The following is a 16,262-nucleotide window of genomic DNA, read 5'->3' as shown; positions in this document are numbered from 1 at the left end:
CTGACAGTGCTGCAGAATCTCAAGGGGCGCCTGCCGCTCGACAAACTCAAGCTCGACCCGCGCCTGGGGCTGCTCGGCATCGCCCTGGGCGCCGCCCTGCTGGCGGCGGCCGTGGTCTTCTACCTGTGGCGCGACCAGGGGGCCTACCGCCCGCTGTATGGCGCCGGCGAAGCCTATCCGGCCGCCGACGTGATGCAGGTGCTGGACGCCGAAGCCTTCGACTATCGCCTGCACCCGCAGAGCGGCCAGGTGCTGGTGCGCGAGGAAGACCTGGCGCGCGCCCGCATGCTGCTGGCGGCCAAGGGCGTGAAGGTATCCATGCCGGCCGGCTATGAGCTGTTCGACAAGGACGAGCCGCTGGGCACCAGCCACTTCCTCCAGGACGTGCGTCTGAAGCGCAGCCTGGAAGGCGAGCTGGCCCGCACCATCATGGGCCTGAAAGGCATCGAGCAGGCGCGGGTGCACGTTGCCCGCGAGGACAGCAACTCCTTCGTGGTCGGCCGGCGTGACCCGGCCAAGGCCTCGGTGCTGCTGCAACTGGCGCCCGGCCAGCGGCTGAGCCCGGAGCAGGTCGGCGCCATCGTCAACCTGGTGGCCGGCAGCGTGCCGCAGCTCAAGCCCGAAGACGTCAGCGTGGTGGACCAGAACGGCGTGCTGCTATCGCGCGGCATCAGCGGCGCCGGTGGTCCTTCGCAGAACTGGCAGGCGGTGGACGAGTACCAGCGCAAGGCCGTGGGCAACGTCGAGGAAGTGCTGGCGCCGGTGCTCGGCCTGGGCAACTACCGCATCAGCGTGTCCGCCGATATCGACTTCAGCCAGAAGGAAGAGACCCAGCAGGCCTACGGCGAAGCGCCGCGCCTGCGCAGCGAATCCCTGCGCAACGAGAGCACGCTGGACCAGCTCGCCCTCGGCGTGCCCGGCTCGCTGAGCAACCGTCCGCCGGAGCCGCCGCAACAGCACGGCCAGAACAATGCTCAGGGCAACAATCCGCCCGGCAACGGCAAGGTCGCCAGTACCGACAACAAGGCCGCGACCTCGACCCGCCAGGAAACCACCCGGCAGAACGATTTCGACCAGCGCGTCACCCACATCAAGTACCCGGCCTTCGCCCTGCGCCAGCAGAGCGTCGCCGTGGTGATCAACGCCGCCACCGCGCCCGAGGGCGGCTGGACCGACAAGGCCCGCGCCGACCTGGAGGCCATGGTGAAGAGCGCCGTGGGCTTCAACGCCCAGCGCGGCGACCTGATCACCGTCAGCGTGTTTCCCTTCGCCGCCACCGCGGTGGAAGAGCCCACCGCCAGCTGGTGGGAGAGCAGCGCCCTGCAATCGCTGGTGCGCTACACCGTGCTCGGCCTGATCGCGCTGCTGTTCCTGCTGTTCGGCGTACGCCCGGCCGTGCGCAGCCTGACCCAGCGTGCGCAGCCGACGGCCACCGCAGCATTGCCCGAAGGCAGCAGCGAGTACCCGCTGGCGCTGGATGCCGAGCGGCGCCTGTCGCTGGGCAGTGAAAGCGTCGGCGGGCTCAACGTGCTCGGCGAGCTGAACCCGCTCTCGGAAATCCGCCTGCCGGCGCCGGGCTCGGGCCTGGAGCACCAGATCGAGCATCTGCAGATGCTGGCGAAGAACGACCCGGAACGGGTCTCGGAAGTGATCAAGCACTGGATTGGCCGCAATGACCGACACGAGCCTGCCTGAAGAAACGAAAAAGCGCGGCCCGCAGATGCGCGCCGTGAGCTCCCTGGAACAGGCGGCGATCCTCATGCTGAGCATGGGTGACGAAGCCTCCTCCGGCATCCTGCGCAACTTCAGCCGCGAGGAGATCGTCAGCATCAGCCAGGCGATGGCGCGGCTGTCCAACGTCAAGCAGAACACCGTGTCCGACGTGATCGGCCGGTTCTTCGACGACTACAAGCTGCAGTCCAGCATCAAGGGCGCGTCGCGCTCCTACCTCGCCGGCATGCTCGGCAAGGCGCTGGGCAGCGACATCACGCGCAACCTGCTGGACAGCATCTACGGCGAGGAAATCCGCGCCAAGATGGCGCGCATGGAGTGGATCGATCCCAAGCAGTTCGCCGCGCTGATCGCCAAGGAACACGCGCAGATGCAGGCGGTGTTCCTCGCCTTCCTGCCGCCGGGCATGGCCACCGACGTGCTCGAAGCCATGCCGGCGGAGCGCCAGGACGAGCTGCTGTTCCGCATCGCCAACCTCAGCGAGGTGAACAGCGACGTCATCGCCGAGCTGGAACAACTGATCGACCGCAGCCTGCGCGTGCTCTCCACCCAGGGTTCGCAGGTGCGCGGGGTCAAGCAGGCGGCGGACATCATGAACCGCTTCAAGGGCGACCGTAATCAGATGTTCGAGCTGCTGCGCGCCCACAACGACGACCTGGTCGGCAAGATCGAAGACGAGATGTACGACTTCTTCATCCTCTCCCGGCAGAACCAGGAAGTGCTGCAGACCCTGCTGGAAGTCATCCCACTGGACGAGTGGGTGGTCGCCCTCAAGGGCGCCGAGCCCGAGCTGGTGCGCGCCATCCAGGGCGCCATGCCGAAGCGCCAGGCGCAGCAGATGGAGTCGATCAACCGCCGCCAGGGCCCGGTGCCGCTGAGCCGCGTGGAGCAGGTGCGCAAGGACATCATGGGCGTGGTGCGCGAGCTGGCCGCCGAGGGCGACCTGCAAGTGCAGCTGTTCCGTGAGCAGACAGTGGAGTAACCGCCCATGGCGATCAAAGTCATCAAGGCCGACAGCCGCGCCTGGCGTCCGTACCGCTTCCCGCCGCGCTGCGCCACCGCCAGCGCCGACAATCACGGCTGGGACAGCGACCCGGCAGCGCGCCAGCGCGCCATCTCCGAAGGCTTCCAGGAAGGCCTGGAAAAGGGCTACCAGGACGGCATGGCCGAGGGCCGTGAAGCCGGCCTGCGCGAAGGCTTCGAAGCCGGTCGCCAGGATGGCCTGCGCAAGGGCCGCGAGGAAGGCCGCGCCGCCGGTCGCCAGGTGTTCGATGAGGCCAGCGCGCCTCTGCAGGCCGCCGTCGAGGCCTTTGGCGAGTACCACCAGGCCTTCCAGCGCAGCCGCCAGAAGGAACTGCTGGAGCTGGTACAGAAGGTTGCGAAACAGGTCATCCGCGTCGAGCTGACGCTCAACCCGACGCAGCTGCTGACCCTGGCCGAGGAAGCCCTGGCTGCCATGCCGGGCGAGCAGGGCGACGTGCAGATCCTGCTCAACCCGGAGGAATGCGCGCGCATCCGCGAGCTGAACCCCGAACGGGCCGCCAAATGGCGACTGGTGCCGGACGAGCGCCTGGCGCTGGGCGAATGCCGCGTGGTCACCGCCCAGGCGGAAGCCGACATCGGCTGCCAGCAGCGCCTGGACAGCTGCATGGAAGCCCTGAGCGCGCACCTGCAGGACGAGGACTGAGATGGCCCTGGGCGACGGCTTCAAGCTCGAAGAAGCGCTGCGCTCGCTGGACTCGGTCCAGCTGGCGCGGGTCAGCGGTCGCCTGGTGCGGGTCTCCGGCCTGCTGCTGGAAAGCCTCGGCTGCCGGCGCATGACCGGCCAGCGCTGCTACGTGGAAGTCGCCGACGGCGAGCGCCTGGAGGCGCAGGTCGTGGGCTTCAACCGTGACATCACCTACCTCATGCCCTTCAAGAAACCCGTCGGCCTGACCTCCGGCTCGCGGGTCTTCCCGGCACCGGACGAAGCTGTGCTGCATATCGATCATTCCTGGCTGGGGCGCGTGGTCAACGGCCTCGGCGAACCCCTCGACGGCCTCGGCAGGCTTGCCGGCCGCCACCCGCTGCCCACCGAACTGCCACAGGTGAACCCGCTGCGCCGGCGCCCGGTGTCCGAACCGCTGGACGTCGGCGTGCGCGCCATCAACGGCCTGCTGACCCTGGGCAAGGGCCAGCGCGTCGGCCTGTTCGCCGGCAGCGGCGTGGGCAAGAGCGTGCTGCTGGGGATGATCACCCGGCAGACCAAGGCCGACGTGGTAGTGGTCGGGCTGATCGGCGAACGCGGCCGCGAGGTGCAGGAATTCATCCTGCATTCCCTCGGCCCGGAAGGCTTGCAGAAGGCCGTGGTGGTGGTGGCGCCGGCCAACGAGTCGCCGCTGATGCGCCTGAAGGCCACCGAGCTTTGCCACAGCATCGCCGCCTACTTCCGCGACCAGGGCAAGGACGTGCTGCTGCTGGTAGATTCGCTGACCCGCTACGCCATGGCCCAGCGCGAGATCGCCCTGGCCCTGGGCGAGCCGCCGGCCACCAAGGGCTACCCGCCGTCGGTGTTCGGCATGCTCCCGGAACTGGTGGAAAGCGCCGGCAACGGCGAGGGTGAGAGCGGCAGCCTGAGCGCCATCTACACGGTGCTTGCGGAGGGCGACGATCACCAGGACCCGATCGTCGACTGTGCCCGTGCCATCCTCGACGGGCACATCGTGCTGTCGCGCCGGCTGGCGGACGTCGGGCACTACCCGGCCATCGACATCGGCGCCTCGGTCAGCCGCTGCATGAGCCAGGTGGCGGACCCGCAGCACCTCTCCGCGGCGCGTCAGTTCAAGGAATTCAGCGGCACCTATGAGCGCATCAAGGAGTTGATCCCGCTGGGCGGCTACACGCCGGGCATGGACGTGAAGACCGACCGCGCGGTGCAGCTGGCGCCGATGCTGGAGCGCTACCTGCGCCAGGAGACCGCCGACAGCGCCGAGCTGGGCAACAGCGTCGCGACCCTGCAAAGCATCGTCGGGGGCCGCTGATGAAGGCGCAGATCGATATGCTCGGGCGCCTGGCGGATGTGCGCGGCGGCAAGGTCCGCGAACTGCTCGGCCGGGTGAACTACCAGCAGAATCTCTGTCAGCGTTACCGCAACAACATCACCGGGCTGGATCGCCTGTGCGGCTTCAGCGTCGCCACCAGCACGCCGCTGCAGCGGCACAACCAGCAGCAGTACAAGGCGACCCTGCACAAGATGCTGCAGTTGCAGCGCCGCGAGCTGGAGGTCGCCGAGCAGGCGCTGGCGCGCATCCAGGGCGAGCTGCTGGCGGCCATGCGCAGCGAGAAGGTGCTGGCCCAGGTGATCGAGGCCAAGCTTGGCCAGTGGCAGCTGCAACTTGCCCAGCAGGAGCAGAAAATCCAGGATGGCCTCGCCGCGCAGTCGTGGTGGCGGGCACGGGCGTGAAGGCAATGGCGGATAACTCGTTCCGAGTTATGCGCCCTACGGGGAAACTCGATCCGTAGGGCGAATAACCGCTTGCGGTTATCCGCCGTCTGTTCCGTGAAAATCGGCATTTAAGTTTTCCTTCGAGGCGGTCGCCCTCTGAGGGAAAGCCCCAAGAATATTCGGATACCGACCATGGAAATCACCCGGCAACTGACCAGCGTCGCGCTGGCCACCAGCGAGTCCGCCAAGGCCGCGCGCAGCGAGCGTGTCGCACCTGTGGCAGAGGCCAGCGCCAGCGCGCCGGTCAACGATTCGCTGCGCCTGGACGAGATGCAGGAGACCCTGCGCGCCATGCCCGACGTGGACCAGGACCGCGTCGCGGAAATCCGTCGCGCGCTGATGAATGGCGAGCTGCAGAACGACACCAGCGTTCTCGCCAGCAGCATCCTCTCCTACCACCGCGGCAGCGACGCATGACCCAGCGCGCGCGGCTGCTGCAGGTGATCGAGCAGGACGTCCAGCAGGACGGCCGCGATTGCCTGGTGCTGCGCGACCGCCTGCAGGAGCTGTATCGCCACCTGCTGGCGCGGGACAGCGCGCAGATCGAGGCGCTGAACCCGGACATCCAGGCCCTGCTCGATGCCGTCGCCGGCCGCGCCCAGCGCCGCAGCCGGGTGCTGCGTGCCTTCCACCTGCCGATGGACGCCGAGGGTATGCGCACGCTGCTGTCCAATTACCCGCCGCCGCGCCGCGAGGAGCTGCAGCAGGAATGGCTGCAACTGGGCCAGCTCACCGCCCAGTGCAAGCGCCTCAACGAGCGCAACGGCAAGCTGCTGGCGATGCACCACGACATCCTCAGCCAGCTGATGGGCGACCCGCGCGAACAGCCGGTGTATTCGCGGCAGCCTTACTGAAGCGTCCCCAGGAACGTAGGAGCGGACTCCGTCCGCGATGGTGTCCGGCGCGATGCGGGCCTATCGCGGACGGAGTCCGCTCCTACGCAAGTTCATGCACCGTGCCTGCTTTGGGCTCTCGCGAAAACACCCACCAGAACCGCTTAACGAATCCCTCCCCACGGTCGCCCTTTCCCTCCATCAGGGCGCTCGCGCATCAGGCGGAAATGCCGCTTCCCGCTGCGCGCCGAACGACACCGGGCGGAAGCCCGACTTCTCCCTGTCAGGCCGGCAAGGCCCCGTACGGCGGGCTTTCCAGCATTGGCACCGTAATTGCTCTTCCGACCCAAAGAGGTGGATTCAGATGGCGACCATAGATTCCGATTACGTCAAGAGCATGGCCCAGCAGCTGGCCACGTACGAAGTGCAGAACGGCCTGAGCAAGGCCGACCGCAACAAGTCTTCGTACCAGTCGCAGCTGACCGCCGTGACCTCCCTGGAGTCGGCGCTCAAGACCTTCTCCAGCGCGGTGAAGAGCCTGCAGGGCGTGACCGGCAGCAACACCAGCATGCTGGTGAACAGCGCCACCACCAGCAAGGACGGCTACCTGACCGCCAAGGTCGACAAGAACGCCGTGCCCGGCAGCTACGACTTCTTCGTCGAGCAGCTCGCCACCAGCCACCAGCTGTCCTTCTCCGGCCTGCAGGCCGGCGATGTCGACACCCAGGGCACGCTGACCATCGGCCAGAACGGCAAATCCTTCGACATCGACCTGAGCCAGATCGACACCGACGGCGACGGCAGCAACTCGCTGGACGAGCTGGCCGCGGCGATCAACAAGGCCACCGACAACACCGGCGTGAAGGCCACCCTGGTGCGCAGCAACGGCCAGGTGTCGCTGGTGCTGGGCGCGGAGAAGTCCGGCGCGGCGAATGCCATCAGCCTGTCGCTGAGCGGCACCGACAGTGCCAACAGCGCCTTCGAGAACGCCATCGGCAACCCGCAGGAGCTGTCCAAGGCACAGGATGCCCGCGTCCGCCTGGGCGGCGAGAGCGGCATGCTGCTGACCAACGCCAGCAACACCTTCGACAACATCATCGACGGCGTCAGCGCCACCTTCACCCAGGCGCAGAAGTCCGGCGAACAGCCGATCCGCCTGACCGTGGCGCAGGACCAGAGCGAGACCAAGAAGAAGGTGCAGACCTTCATCGACGCCTTCAACGCCCTGGCCAGCACCATCGACAGCCTGACCGCCGCCGGCGACCAGAGCGGCAACGCCCGTGGCGCCCTGGCCGGTGACTCCAGCGTGCGCGCCATCGAGAACGCGCTGAACCAGATGGTTCGCACCAGTTTCGGCGGCGCCAACCTGATCACCCTGGGCATCAGCGCCGACCGCAGCGGCAAGCTGACCCTCGACGCCAGCCGCTTCGAGAAGGCCATCACCAGCGATCCCGAGGCCCTCGACAAGCTGTTCATGGGCAAGGGCAATTTGCTCGACAGCCTGGACAAGGGCGTCGCCGTCTACACCAACAGCGTCAACGGCGTCATGAAGAACCGCAAGGACGCCCTGAACAACAGCCTGCGCCGCGTCGACGATGACTACGACAACCTGCAGAAGCAGTACGACACCTACTACGCGCGCTACCTCAAGCAATACACCTCGATGATGCAGACCATGCAGTCGATGGACCAGACCAGCGGGATGTTCGGATGAGCGCCTACGGCATGAACGAAAGCTACGACAGCTACCGGATGATCGACCTGGAATCCAAGGCCGCGTCGTCCTCGCCCTATGAACTGGTGCTGGTGCTGTTCGACGGCCTGCTCGACGAGCTGGCCCGCGCCCGCGGCCACATCGAGCACAAGCGCTACCAGCAGAAGGGCCGCTCCCTGGAGAAGTGCCTGAACATCCTCAACGGCCTGAACGGCGCCCTCGACTACGAGAACGGCGGCGAGACCGTGCAGGGCCTGGCGCGCCTGTACGACTACTGCATCTATCGCCTGTCCGACGTCAGCGTATCGCTGGAGGTCGCCGGTATCGACGAAGTGGTGCGCCTGCTCGGCATCCTGCGTGAAGGCTGGGAGGGCGTGAGTGCCGCCCGTGGATGATCGCCAGCGCCTGCTGCAGCTGTACGAACGGCTGGGTGGGGCGCTGCAGCGCAAGGACTGGAAAGCCATGGGGCAGGTCGACCTGGCGATCCGCGCGCAACTGGTGGCGATGTCCTCGCACACCGAGCTGGCGGCCGACGTGCTGCTGGCCAGGAAGCACCTCAAGCGCCTGCACGAGCAGGCGTCGCAGGCCTGCGCCGAGGAGTGCGAGCGCCTGCGCCGCCTGCTGCTCTCGCACCTGGAATACGCCGAGGGCCGCTCGGCGTACATGCAGGTGGATACCTACCAGGAGGGTCGATAGACCGTGATCCAGCTACCGACCCAGTCCCTGCCCGGCAGCGACCGCAGTGCCTCTGCGGTGGCCGAGGCACGCCCGCAGCAGCCCGCCCGCGACGATGCTCCGGTAGCTGGCTTCCGCACGCGGGACGAGCAGCCCGGCGCCGCTGAACGTCGGGTCACGGTGCAATCCTTCCTGGCCCAGTTCGACACCGCGCAGGTCGAGGAGCCGCAGTCGCAACCTGGCGCCGTACTGCCGGTGCTGCCCGAGGCGCTACCCGCTGAAACCCGCGACAACGATGCGCAGGATCCGGCCGAGGAACTCTCGCCCTCCGGCGCGGAAAGCTGGCTGGCTGGGATGCTCAGCCAGGCCGGCCTGGTGGTGCAGGCGCGGGACAATCCGCCCGCGCAGACTCGCGCCCAGGTAGTCGGTTTCGCAACCCAGGCGGTGGACACCTCCGCGCAGCCAGCGGCCGCCGCCGTGAAGCCGGAAGACATGCTGCTGCCGCCCGCCGAGCTTGCCGAAGAGCCCGCCAAAGCGACATCACCAGCGCCCCGCGAGGCCGCCCAGAGCCAGGCGCAGACCCTGCTCCAGCAACACCTGGCCGCCGCCGTGCAGGCGCCGGATTCCAGCGTGCCGACGCTGCCGACCGTTGCGCTCGATGCGCGCCTGCCGGCCACCGATGGCAACGCACAAAATGCCGCCGCGACGCCGGCCGCACCGTTGTTCGACAAGCCGCTGCACCTCAAGGGCAACAACGAGGCGCACTGGGGCGAGCAGATGCTCGGCGCACTGCGCGACAACGTCGAGTTGCAGCTGGGCCAGCGCGTGCAGAACGCGACGATCCGCCTCGATCCGCCGGAGCTCGGCGCCCTGGAAATCCTCGTGCGCCACGAGGCCGGCCAGCTCAACGTGCAGATTTCCGCCAGCAACGGCGACGTCGTGCGCCTGCTGCAGAACACCAGCGAACGCCTGCGCCAGGAGCTGGTCGGGCAGAACTTCCTGCAGGTCAATGTGCAGGTCTCGGCGGATTCGCAGTCCGGCCAGCCAGGCCAGCAGCACCGCCAGCGCTTCACCGACGAGCCGGCCGTGGTCGCCGCCAACCCGCGTGATGCGCAGGCGAGCGAGCGCTCCGCGCCGCGTGGCGACAGCGACGTACTGATTACCGTGTAGGCCGCCAGCGGCCCCTACTTCCACAGGATTTTTCGAGAAACCCCATGTCCACGCCGCGTCTCGTTCTACTGATGCTCATCGTGAATATCGCCGTCGTGCTGGGTGGCGTGTTCGTCAACTACAAGATGATCAAGTCCGCCAGCCTCGCCCCGGCCGCCGCTGCTGCCGACAAGGACGGCAACAAGGAAGACGCCAGGGAGGAGGAAGAGCAGGAGAGCGCCGAATACCTCTTCGTGCCGGTGGAGAAGATCATCGTCAGCTCCCGTGGCGAAGACCGCGAGCACTACTTCGTGATCGACCTGGTGCTGCAGGCCAAGGCCGAGCAGGAGCGCAAGAAGCTGGAGAGCGTCGCGCCGATGGTGCGTAGCTCTGTGGTCGCCAACCTGACCCCGGAGAAGTTCGAAGTGCTGCGCGCAATGCCCATCGGCGACGTGCAGACGCGCCTGGAAAAGGCGGTGATCGACGACTTCGCCGCGCGCAAGGTGGTGGTGCCCTTCGAGCACGTACTGCTCAGCAAGATGATCGTCCAGTAAGCCGTCATGCACGCCCTTCGCGATCCTGCCCTCAGCTACGCCAGCGGCGCCGCTGGCTATGCCAGCGCCGAAGGCGGCCACGCGCGCCTGTCGCCGACGGCCGAGCAGCGCTGGATGATGCAGTACCTGCCGCTGGTGCGGCGCATCGTCAGCCAGCTGTCGCTGCAGGCCAACCAGGTGCTGGACCGCGAGGACATGGAGCAGATCGGCCTGATGGGACTGCTCGAAGGGCTGCGCCGCTATGGCGAGCCGGACGAGCAGTTCGGCCGCTTCGCCGCGCTGCGCATTCGCGGCGCCATCCTCGACGAACTGCGCCGGCAGGACTGGCGCCCGCGCCAGGTGCGCCAGCAGGCGCACAAGGTCCGCGATGCGATCCGCTCCCTGGCCCGCCAGCTCGGCCGGGTGCCCAGCGACGAGGAAGTGCTTGCCGCCACTGGTCTCGACGAAGCCGGCTACCAGGATTACCTGCGCGCCGAATCCTCCGAGGCCATCGAGAGCTTCGACGTGCTGCTGCAGAACGGCCATGACGGCGTGCAGGGCAGCGGCGATGCGCTGGAAGAGCGGGTGCTCAAGGAGCGCCTGCTGGCCCAGGCGCTGGAGCGTCTCAATGAGCGCGAGCGGCTGATCCTCAACCTGTATTACCAGCACGAGCTGAACCTCAAGGAAATCGCCCTGGTGCTGGAGCTGACCGATGCGCGCATCTGCCAGCTGATGAAGCAGGCGATCGGCAAGTGCAGCCGTTTCCTCAACGACCCCGACACTCTCTGAAGAACCCACAACCATGCAGAAAATCATCGGCGCCCTGATCATCATCGCCGCCGTGCTCGGCGGCTACGCCATGGCCCACGGCGACATGCGCGCACTCTGGCAACCGGCGGAGATGCTCATCATCCTCGGCGCGGGCCTGGGCACCCTGGTCGTTGCCAACCCGCGCGAAGTGCTGCTGGAGATGTGCTCGCAGATCAAGGGCGTGTTCGTCTTCAAGCGCCGTGGCGAAGAGTTCCAGCGCCAGCTGCTGATGCTCCTCTACGAACTGCTGGAGATGGTCGACGTCGGCGGCCTCAAGGTGCTCGACGCGCACATCGAGGAGCCGGAGCAGAGCGACCTGTTCGCCCGCTACCCGCTGATCCTCCAGGAAAAGAACCTGATGGCGTTCATCGCCGACAACTTCCGCCTGATGGCCATGGGCAAGATCAGCGCCCACGAACTGGAAGGCTTCCTCGAACAGGAGCTGGACGCCATGGAGCACGCCCTGCTGCAGCCGTCCAAGTCGCTGCACAAGGTCGGCGAGGCGATGCCCGGTTTCGGCATCCTCGCGGCGATCCTCGGCATCATCATCACCATGGGCAACATCGGCGGCTCGGTGGCGGAGATCGGCGCCCACGTGGCCGCCGCGCTGGTGGGCACCTTCTTCGGCATCTTCGTCTGCTACTGCCTGATGGACCCGCTGTCCAACGCCATGTCGCAGCGGGTGAAGACCGAGCTGTCGGCGCTGGAATGCGTGCGCACCACGCTGGTCGCCCATGTCGCCGGCAAGCCTACGCTGCTGGCGGTGGACGCCGGGCGCAAGCTGATCGAGCAGGACGTGAAGCCGGCCTTCAAGCAGCTGGAGACCTGGGTCACCCGCTATGAGGAAGAGCGGGACGCAGCATGAAGAAACGTGCCGACAAGCACAGCGAAGTCATCATCAAGCGCCGCAGCAAGAAGGGCCACGATGATGAACACGGCGGTGCCTGGAAAGTTGCTTTCGCCGACTTCACCCTGGCGATGATGGCGCTGTTCATGGTGCTGTGGATCGTCCACCCGCAGACCGAGCCGCAGCCGGTGGCGGTGGGCGACCAGGATGCCAACCCGGTGGTGGATGGCGGTGCCGGCGTGTTCGATGGCGCCAGCCGCACGCCCGTCGAGCTGGACGGCATGCCGCAGCCGCTCAAGACCCCGGAGAAGCCCGCGCCGCAGCTGGCGCTGGATGCCGGCAAGCAGGGCAAGGCCGGCGAGCAGGCGCAGGACTCTGGCGCGCAGCAGGACGGCGCCGGTCGCCAGTACGACAGCAGCGAGGACCTGCGCGAGCTGGCCGAGCTGATCCGCCAGGTGTCCGGGCAGGTCGACGCGCTGGCCAACATCGAGGTGACCGTGGTGCCGCAGGGGCTGCGCATCCTGATCAAGGACGACCAGCAGCGCTTCATGTTCGCCCGCGGCCAGGCCACCCTCGACCCGCATTTCCAGACCCTGCTCGGCGCGCTGTCCGGTGTGCTGGCCAAGGTGCAGAACAAGCTGATCCTCAGTGGCCACACCGACGCCGTGCAGTACCGCCGCGCGGATGGCTACAACAACTGGAACCTCTCCGGCGACCGCGCCCTGCGTGCGCGCAACGTGATGGTCGACAGTGGCCTGCCGGCGGCGCACGTGCTGCAGGTGGCGGCCCAGGCCGACGTCATGCCGCTGCGCCCAGAGGACCCGGAGAATGGCGCCAACCGGCGCATCGAGATCCTGCTGCTGACCCAGCGTGCGGAGAGCCTGTACCGGGAAATCTTCGGCGAGAGTTATGCACAGGTGCACTACTCGGAATCCGGTGCGCGGCTGGTGACGCCCAGGGTCGAACCGGCGCCGAGCTCAGCGGAAGCGGCGCTGGCCGCTCCGGCGGCAACGCCTTGAGGGAATCAGCGGCCGGGTTGCAGGCGCGGACAGAACACCTGGCGGGTTTCCACGCCATACAGGCAGCCGCCCAGGCGTTCGAGGGTGATGCGCGCGCCGCGCTGGCGGCCGTAGAGCAGGTTGAAGATCAGCTCGCTGTCCAGGCCGCTGTCGGCCTGCAGGTTGCTGATGCTGTTCTCCTCGACCAGCAGCTGGTAGCGCCCGCCGAGATCGCTGCCGACGTTGCCGGAGACTTCGAGGATGTTGGCGTCCTGCTGGATCATCGAGTAGAAGCGCCCCTCGTGGACCATGGTGGTCTGGGCGATGTCCAGCACCCGGCCGTTGCCCAGCACCACCTGCCCGGACGAAGCGTAGCGGCCATCGATGGGCGAGCTGCTCTTGCCGTGCTTCCACAGCATGCCCAGGGCCAGCGCCAGGCAGATGACGCCCAGCAGCGAGATCAGCAGGCAGCGGCGCGCCACGCCCAGCTGGCCGCGCAGGTTCAGTTCAGGCACTTGCGCAGCTGCTCCTGGGATATCCGGGCGATCTGGCTCTCGTGGATCAGCAGCCAGTTGGAGTTGCCTTCGGGCTGCACGCAGACCAGTTCGTAGAAGCCCGAGGTCATGTGCAGCAGCAGCGAGATCGGCCGGGTGGCCAGTTCCGCCAGTTGCCGGGCCAGGGGGTGGGTGCTGCGCATCAGCTGCTGCAGTTCCTGCGCATCTTCCTCGACGTAGGTGATCTGCAGGGTGCCGAGGTTTTCCTGCGCGGTGAGGACCGGGCTGCGCAGCTGGGTGTAGTAGAAGGACCCGCAGAGCACCAGCAGGCCGAACAGGCAGAGGCTGGCGGCGACGAATTTAAGGCGCCGGGGATTCGGCACTGTCGCCAGTGTGGGGGGCATCGCCAGTGGGATGACTTCGGGGGTGGCGTCGACCACTTCGTCGTCGGGTTCGTCCTGCGCGGTCACCAGGTATTGCGGGTTGAACATGTAGCCGCGGCGCGGCAGGGTCTGGATGATCTGCCGCTGTTTCTCGTCGGCCAGCACCTGGCGCAGGGTGTAGATCTGCTGGTTGAGGCTGCCCTGGCCGACCACCCGGTCGGACCACGCATGGGTGAGCAGTTCGTCCCGTGCGACCACGTCCCCCGGGCTCTGCAGCAGGCGTTCGAGGACCCGGCTGCCGGAAAAGCCCAGGTCGATACGCTCCACCTGGCCGTCACGGTCGAGATCGAGTTGGTAGAGCGCGGGGTAGAACTGCGCGATGCAATCGGAACGGCCGGTGCGGAGGGTCAGGCAGGCGATGGAAGGCCGACTGTCCGCAGGCGTTGAAGTGAATGTGCTCATCTTGCCCTTGCGAGCCGCTCCCTTGACGGTCGCGGGGAAACTCCATTTGTCCATGGAGGCAGAGGCATTATTTTGACGTCAGAAAAATGTTGGTGCAAGTTCTGAATTTTGCACACCCGTGCTTGCAATCTTCACGCAAAGTCTGAAAGCGCTGGGCTAGAGCCGTGCCTGCGCGGCGGGATGTCGCATGACCGTCTGTCAGCGTACCCGCAGACAGCATAACGCCCCGCCGAGGCGGGGCGCTGCTGCCGTGGCGGCGCGAGGCGAGGGCCCCGCGCGGACCGGGCCTTAGCCCAGCAGGCCCATGATCATGCTGGGCATCTGGCCGGCTTGCTTGAGCATGGAGATGCCCGACTGCATGAGCATGGAGTTCTTGCTCATGTTGGCGCTCTCGACGGCGAAGTCGGCGTCCATGATGCGGCCCTTGGACAGGTCGGTGTTGTCCTTCATGTTGGCCAGGTTGTTGGAGGTGTGCTGCAGGCGGTTGATGTTCGCACCGAACTGCGCGCGCAGGGCGCCGATGGCGTCCAGGGCGTCGTTGGCCAGGTCGATGGAGTCGTTGGCGCCGGAGATGGTTTCCAGTTCGGTGCCGTCAGCCGAGGTGGCGGCGAACTGCTTGGTCAGGGCGCCGAAGGCGTCGGTCACGGCTTTCAGTTCAGTGCTGACGTCGACGGTCAGGGTCTCGGCCTTGTCCGAACCGATCTGGAAGGTCACGCCGCCGGTGGTGCCGAACTTGCCGCTGGCGCCGTCGACGCCGAACAGCGCATCGCCGCCGAACTTGGTGTTGGCGATGATGTTCTTCAGTTCCTTGCCCAGCTCGTTGAATTCGGCGGACAGTGCCTTGCCGTCATCGGTGGTGTTGGTGCCGTTGGCGGCCTGGGTGGACAGGTCCTTCATGCGCTGGGTGATGTCGGTCAGTTCGCTGAAGGAGCCGTCGGCGGTCTGCATCAGGGAGATGGCGTCGCTGGTGTTGCGCATGGCCACGTCCATGCCGCGGGACTGGGCGTTCAGGCGGGTGGCGATCTGCAGGCCGGCGGCGTCGTCGGCGGCGGAGTTGATCCGCAGGCCGGTGCCCAGGCGCTGCTGGTTGGTGGCCAGCAGGTTGTTGGTCTTGCCCAGGTTGCTCTGGGTGATCAGGGAGGAGTAGTTGGTTTGAATCGACAAGGCCATGGTGGACTTCCTGTATGAGCTGAATGAAGCCGGCGTTGTGCCTGCTGAAGGGGTAAGGCGACAGCTCGCGAGGAAGGATTAAGGGTGTAGGAAAAATAATTGGCGTGGGGATTCCGGCGCCGCCATGCGCGGCATGTGGCGCTTGAAGCAAGTCATGTCCTACAGCGCAGAGTGGCGGAGCAGAGCCTTCAGCCATGGGCGGTGGGCAAATAGCTGGCGAATGTGTGTCTCGGACCGTCAGATCGCTCATCTATGGTGATGAGACATGTCTTACAGTCCAGGACCAGCGCAGCCGCTAAGCTCGTCGGGTCCATACAGGCTGTGGGCAGTTCGTACCGAACGCTGAGAAGGAACTCCATGATCTCCGTCTACCAACTCAAGTCCCGCTTCCAGAACCTGCTGCGTCCCCTCGTCACCCGCCTGTATGACCGCGGCGTCACTGCCAACCAGGTGACGCTGGCGGCCTGCGGCATATCCCTGCTGGTGGCCCTGGCCGTCGCGCTGCTGGCCAGCCATGCCTGGGTCTTCCTGCTGATCCCGCTGTGGATGTTCCTGCGCATGGCGCTCAACGCCATGGACGGCATGCTCGCCCGCGAATTCGGCCAGCAGTCGAAGCTGGGCGCCTACCTCAACGAACTCACCGACGTGATCGCCGACAGCGCGCTGTACCTGCCGTTTGCCCTGCTGCCGGGGGTAACTCCGGCGCTGCTGGTGCTGGTGGTGCTGCTGGCGGTGATAAGCGAATACAGCGGCGTGCTCGGGGTGATGATCGGCGCCTCGCGGCGCTACGACGGCCCGATGGGCAAGAGCGACCGCGCCCTGTGCTTCGGCGTGTTCGGCGCCGGTGTGGCCAGCGGGCTGTTGCCCCTTGCCTGGCTGAACCCGCTGCTGGTGCTGGTGGCGCTGCTGCTGGTGCTGACTATCGTCAACCGGGTGCGCCGCGGCCTGGCGGAACAGCAGCAAGAACAAGCCGGCTGAT

General features: G+C 66.9%; 19 protein-coding genes. 16 read left to right on the top strand and 3 right to left on the bottom strand.

Translation table 11 applies throughout. The features are described from left to right. The first annotated feature begins 6 nt into the window (after window positions 1-6). The 15 genes from fliF to QO207_RS00645 all read left to right on the top strand — a co-directional run bounded on the left by fliF (window position 7) and on the right by QO207_RS00645 (window position 12,795). Window positions 7-1,695, top strand: coding sequence for a flagellar basal-body MS-ring/collar protein FliF (gene fliF, locus QO207_RS00715; protein ID WP_301478853.1), 1,689 nt, complete (start codon window positions 7-9; stop codon window positions 1,693-1,695). Next, window positions 1,673-2,713 carry a FliG C-terminal domain-containing protein gene (locus QO207_RS00710; RefSeq protein WP_301478852.1) on the top strand — a complete coding sequence of 347 codons (1,041 nt, stop codon included), beginning with the start codon at window positions 1,673-1,675 and terminating at the stop codon, window positions 2,711-2,713. The genes fliF and QO207_RS00710 overlap by 23 nt, the downstream gene beginning before the upstream one ends. 6 nt (window positions 2,714-2,719) lie before the next feature. Continuing rightward, window positions 2,720-3,418 (top strand): flagellar assembly protein FliH, encoded by a 699-nt coding sequence (gene fliH / locus QO207_RS00705; RefSeq protein WP_301478851.1) that lies wholly within the window; start codon window positions 2,720-2,722, stop codon window positions 3,416-3,418. A 1-nt stretch (window position 3,419) separates the two neighbouring features. Continuing rightward, the gene (fliI, locus tag QO207_RS00700; protein ID WP_301478850.1) at window positions 3,420-4,751 is read left to right on the top strand and encodes a flagellar protein export ATPase FliI; all 1,332 of its coding nucleotides are present in this window, start codon (window positions 3,420-3,422) and stop codon (window positions 4,749-4,751) included. Continuing rightward, window positions 4,751-5,173 (top strand): flagellar FliJ family protein, encoded by a 423-nt coding sequence (locus tag QO207_RS00695; RefSeq protein ID WP_301478849.1) that lies wholly within the window; start codon window positions 4,751-4,753, stop codon window positions 5,171-5,173. Before fliI ends, QO207_RS00695 begins: the two co-directional genes overlap by 1 nt. Window positions 5,174-5,347: 174 nt before the next feature. Further along, window positions 5,348-5,632 carry a flagellar biosynthesis anti-sigma factor FlgM gene (flgM, locus tag QO207_RS00690; RefSeq protein ID WP_301478848.1) on the top strand — a complete coding sequence of 95 codons (285 nt, stop codon included), beginning with the start codon at window positions 5,348-5,350 and terminating at the stop codon, window positions 5,630-5,632. Further along, window positions 5,629-6,069, top strand: a complete 441-nt coding sequence (gene flgN / locus QO207_RS00685) for a flagellar protein FlgN (protein WP_301478847.1) — start codon at window positions 5,629-5,631, stop codon at window positions 6,067-6,069. The genes flgM and flgN overlap by 4 nt, the downstream gene beginning before the upstream one ends. Before the next feature lie 343 nt (window positions 6,070-6,412). Further along, a complete protein-coding gene (fliD, locus tag QO207_RS00680) occupies window positions 6,413-7,762 on the top strand; it encodes a flagellar filament capping protein FliD (protein ID WP_301478846.1) in 1,350 nt (449 codons plus the stop codon). After that, window positions 7,759-8,157: a flagellar export chaperone FliS gene (gene fliS / locus QO207_RS00675; RefSeq protein WP_184586270.1), complete on the top strand. Its 399-nt coding sequence runs from the start codon at window positions 7,759-7,761 to the stop codon at window positions 8,155-8,157. Before fliD ends, fliS begins: the two co-directional genes overlap by 4 nt. Next, on the top strand, window positions 8,141-8,458 hold the full coding sequence (locus QO207_RS00670; RefSeq protein ID WP_301478845.1) for a hypothetical protein: 318 nt from the start codon (window positions 8,141-8,143) through the stop codon (window positions 8,456-8,458). The genes fliS and QO207_RS00670 overlap by 17 nt, the downstream gene beginning before the upstream one ends. Before the next feature lie 3 nt (window positions 8,459-8,461). Further along, a complete protein-coding gene (locus tag QO207_RS00665; RefSeq protein ID WP_301478844.1) occupies window positions 8,462-9,607 on the top strand; it encodes a flagellar hook-length control protein FliK in 1,146 nt (381 codons plus the stop codon). 44 nt (window positions 9,608-9,651) lie between these two features. Continuing rightward, on the top strand, window positions 9,652-10,140 hold the full coding sequence (locus tag QO207_RS00660; protein ID WP_301478843.1) for a flagellar basal body-associated FliL family protein: 489 nt from the start codon (window positions 9,652-9,654) through the stop codon (window positions 10,138-10,140). 6 nt (window positions 10,141-10,146) lie between these two features. Further along, complete coding sequence (locus QO207_RS00655; protein WP_301478842.1) at window positions 10,147-10,908, top strand: FliA/WhiG family RNA polymerase sigma factor; 762 nt, start codon at window positions 10,147-10,149, stop codon at window positions 10,906-10,908. Between the two features lie 13 nt (window positions 10,909-10,921). Beyond that, window positions 10,922-11,794: a flagellar motor stator protein MotA gene (gene motA / locus QO207_RS00650; RefSeq protein WP_138213252.1), complete on the top strand. Its 873-nt coding sequence runs from the start codon at window positions 10,922-10,924 to the stop codon at window positions 11,792-11,794. Beyond that, entirely contained in the window at window positions 11,791-12,795 is a 1,005-nt protein-coding gene (locus QO207_RS00645) for an OmpA family protein (protein WP_301478841.1), read from the top strand. Before motA ends, QO207_RS00645 begins: the two co-directional genes overlap by 4 nt. A gap of 5 nt (window positions 12,796-12,800) precedes the next feature. On the opposite strand, the gene QO207_RS00640 is transcribed toward QO207_RS00645, so the two are convergent. The 3 genes from QO207_RS00640 to lafA form a co-directional block, all read right to left on the bottom strand. After that, a complete protein-coding gene (locus QO207_RS00640) occupies window positions 12,801-13,289 on the bottom strand; it encodes a hypothetical protein (RefSeq protein WP_301478840.1) in 489 nt (162 codons plus the stop codon). After that, window positions 13,277-14,113 carry a winged helix-turn-helix domain-containing protein gene (locus QO207_RS00635; protein ID WP_301478839.1) on the bottom strand — a complete coding sequence of 279 codons (837 nt, stop codon included), beginning with the start codon at window positions 14,111-14,113 and terminating at the stop codon, window positions 13,277-13,279. Before QO207_RS00635 ends, QO207_RS00640 begins: the two co-directional genes overlap by 13 nt. 288 nt (window positions 14,114-14,401) lie before the next feature. After that, window positions 14,402-15,283, bottom strand: a complete 882-nt coding sequence (gene lafA, locus QO207_RS00630; RefSeq protein ID WP_301478838.1) for a lateral flagellin LafA — start codon at window positions 15,281-15,283, stop codon at window positions 14,402-14,404. Between the two features lie 357 nt (window positions 15,284-15,640). Between lafA and QO207_RS00625 the strand changes: the two genes are divergently transcribed. Further along, window positions 15,641-16,261, top strand: a complete 621-nt coding sequence (locus tag QO207_RS00625) for a CDP-alcohol phosphatidyltransferase family protein (RefSeq protein WP_301478837.1) — start codon at window positions 15,641-15,643, stop codon at window positions 16,259-16,261. Window position 16,262: the final 1 nt, after the last annotated feature.

It is taken from the genome of Pseudomonas sp. CAN1 (assembly GCF_030462585.1).
Classification (GTDB): domain Bacteria; phylum Pseudomonadota; class Gammaproteobacteria; order Pseudomonadales; family Pseudomonadaceae; genus Pseudomonas.
This window is presented reverse-complemented; position numbering and strand designations above follow the sequence as displayed.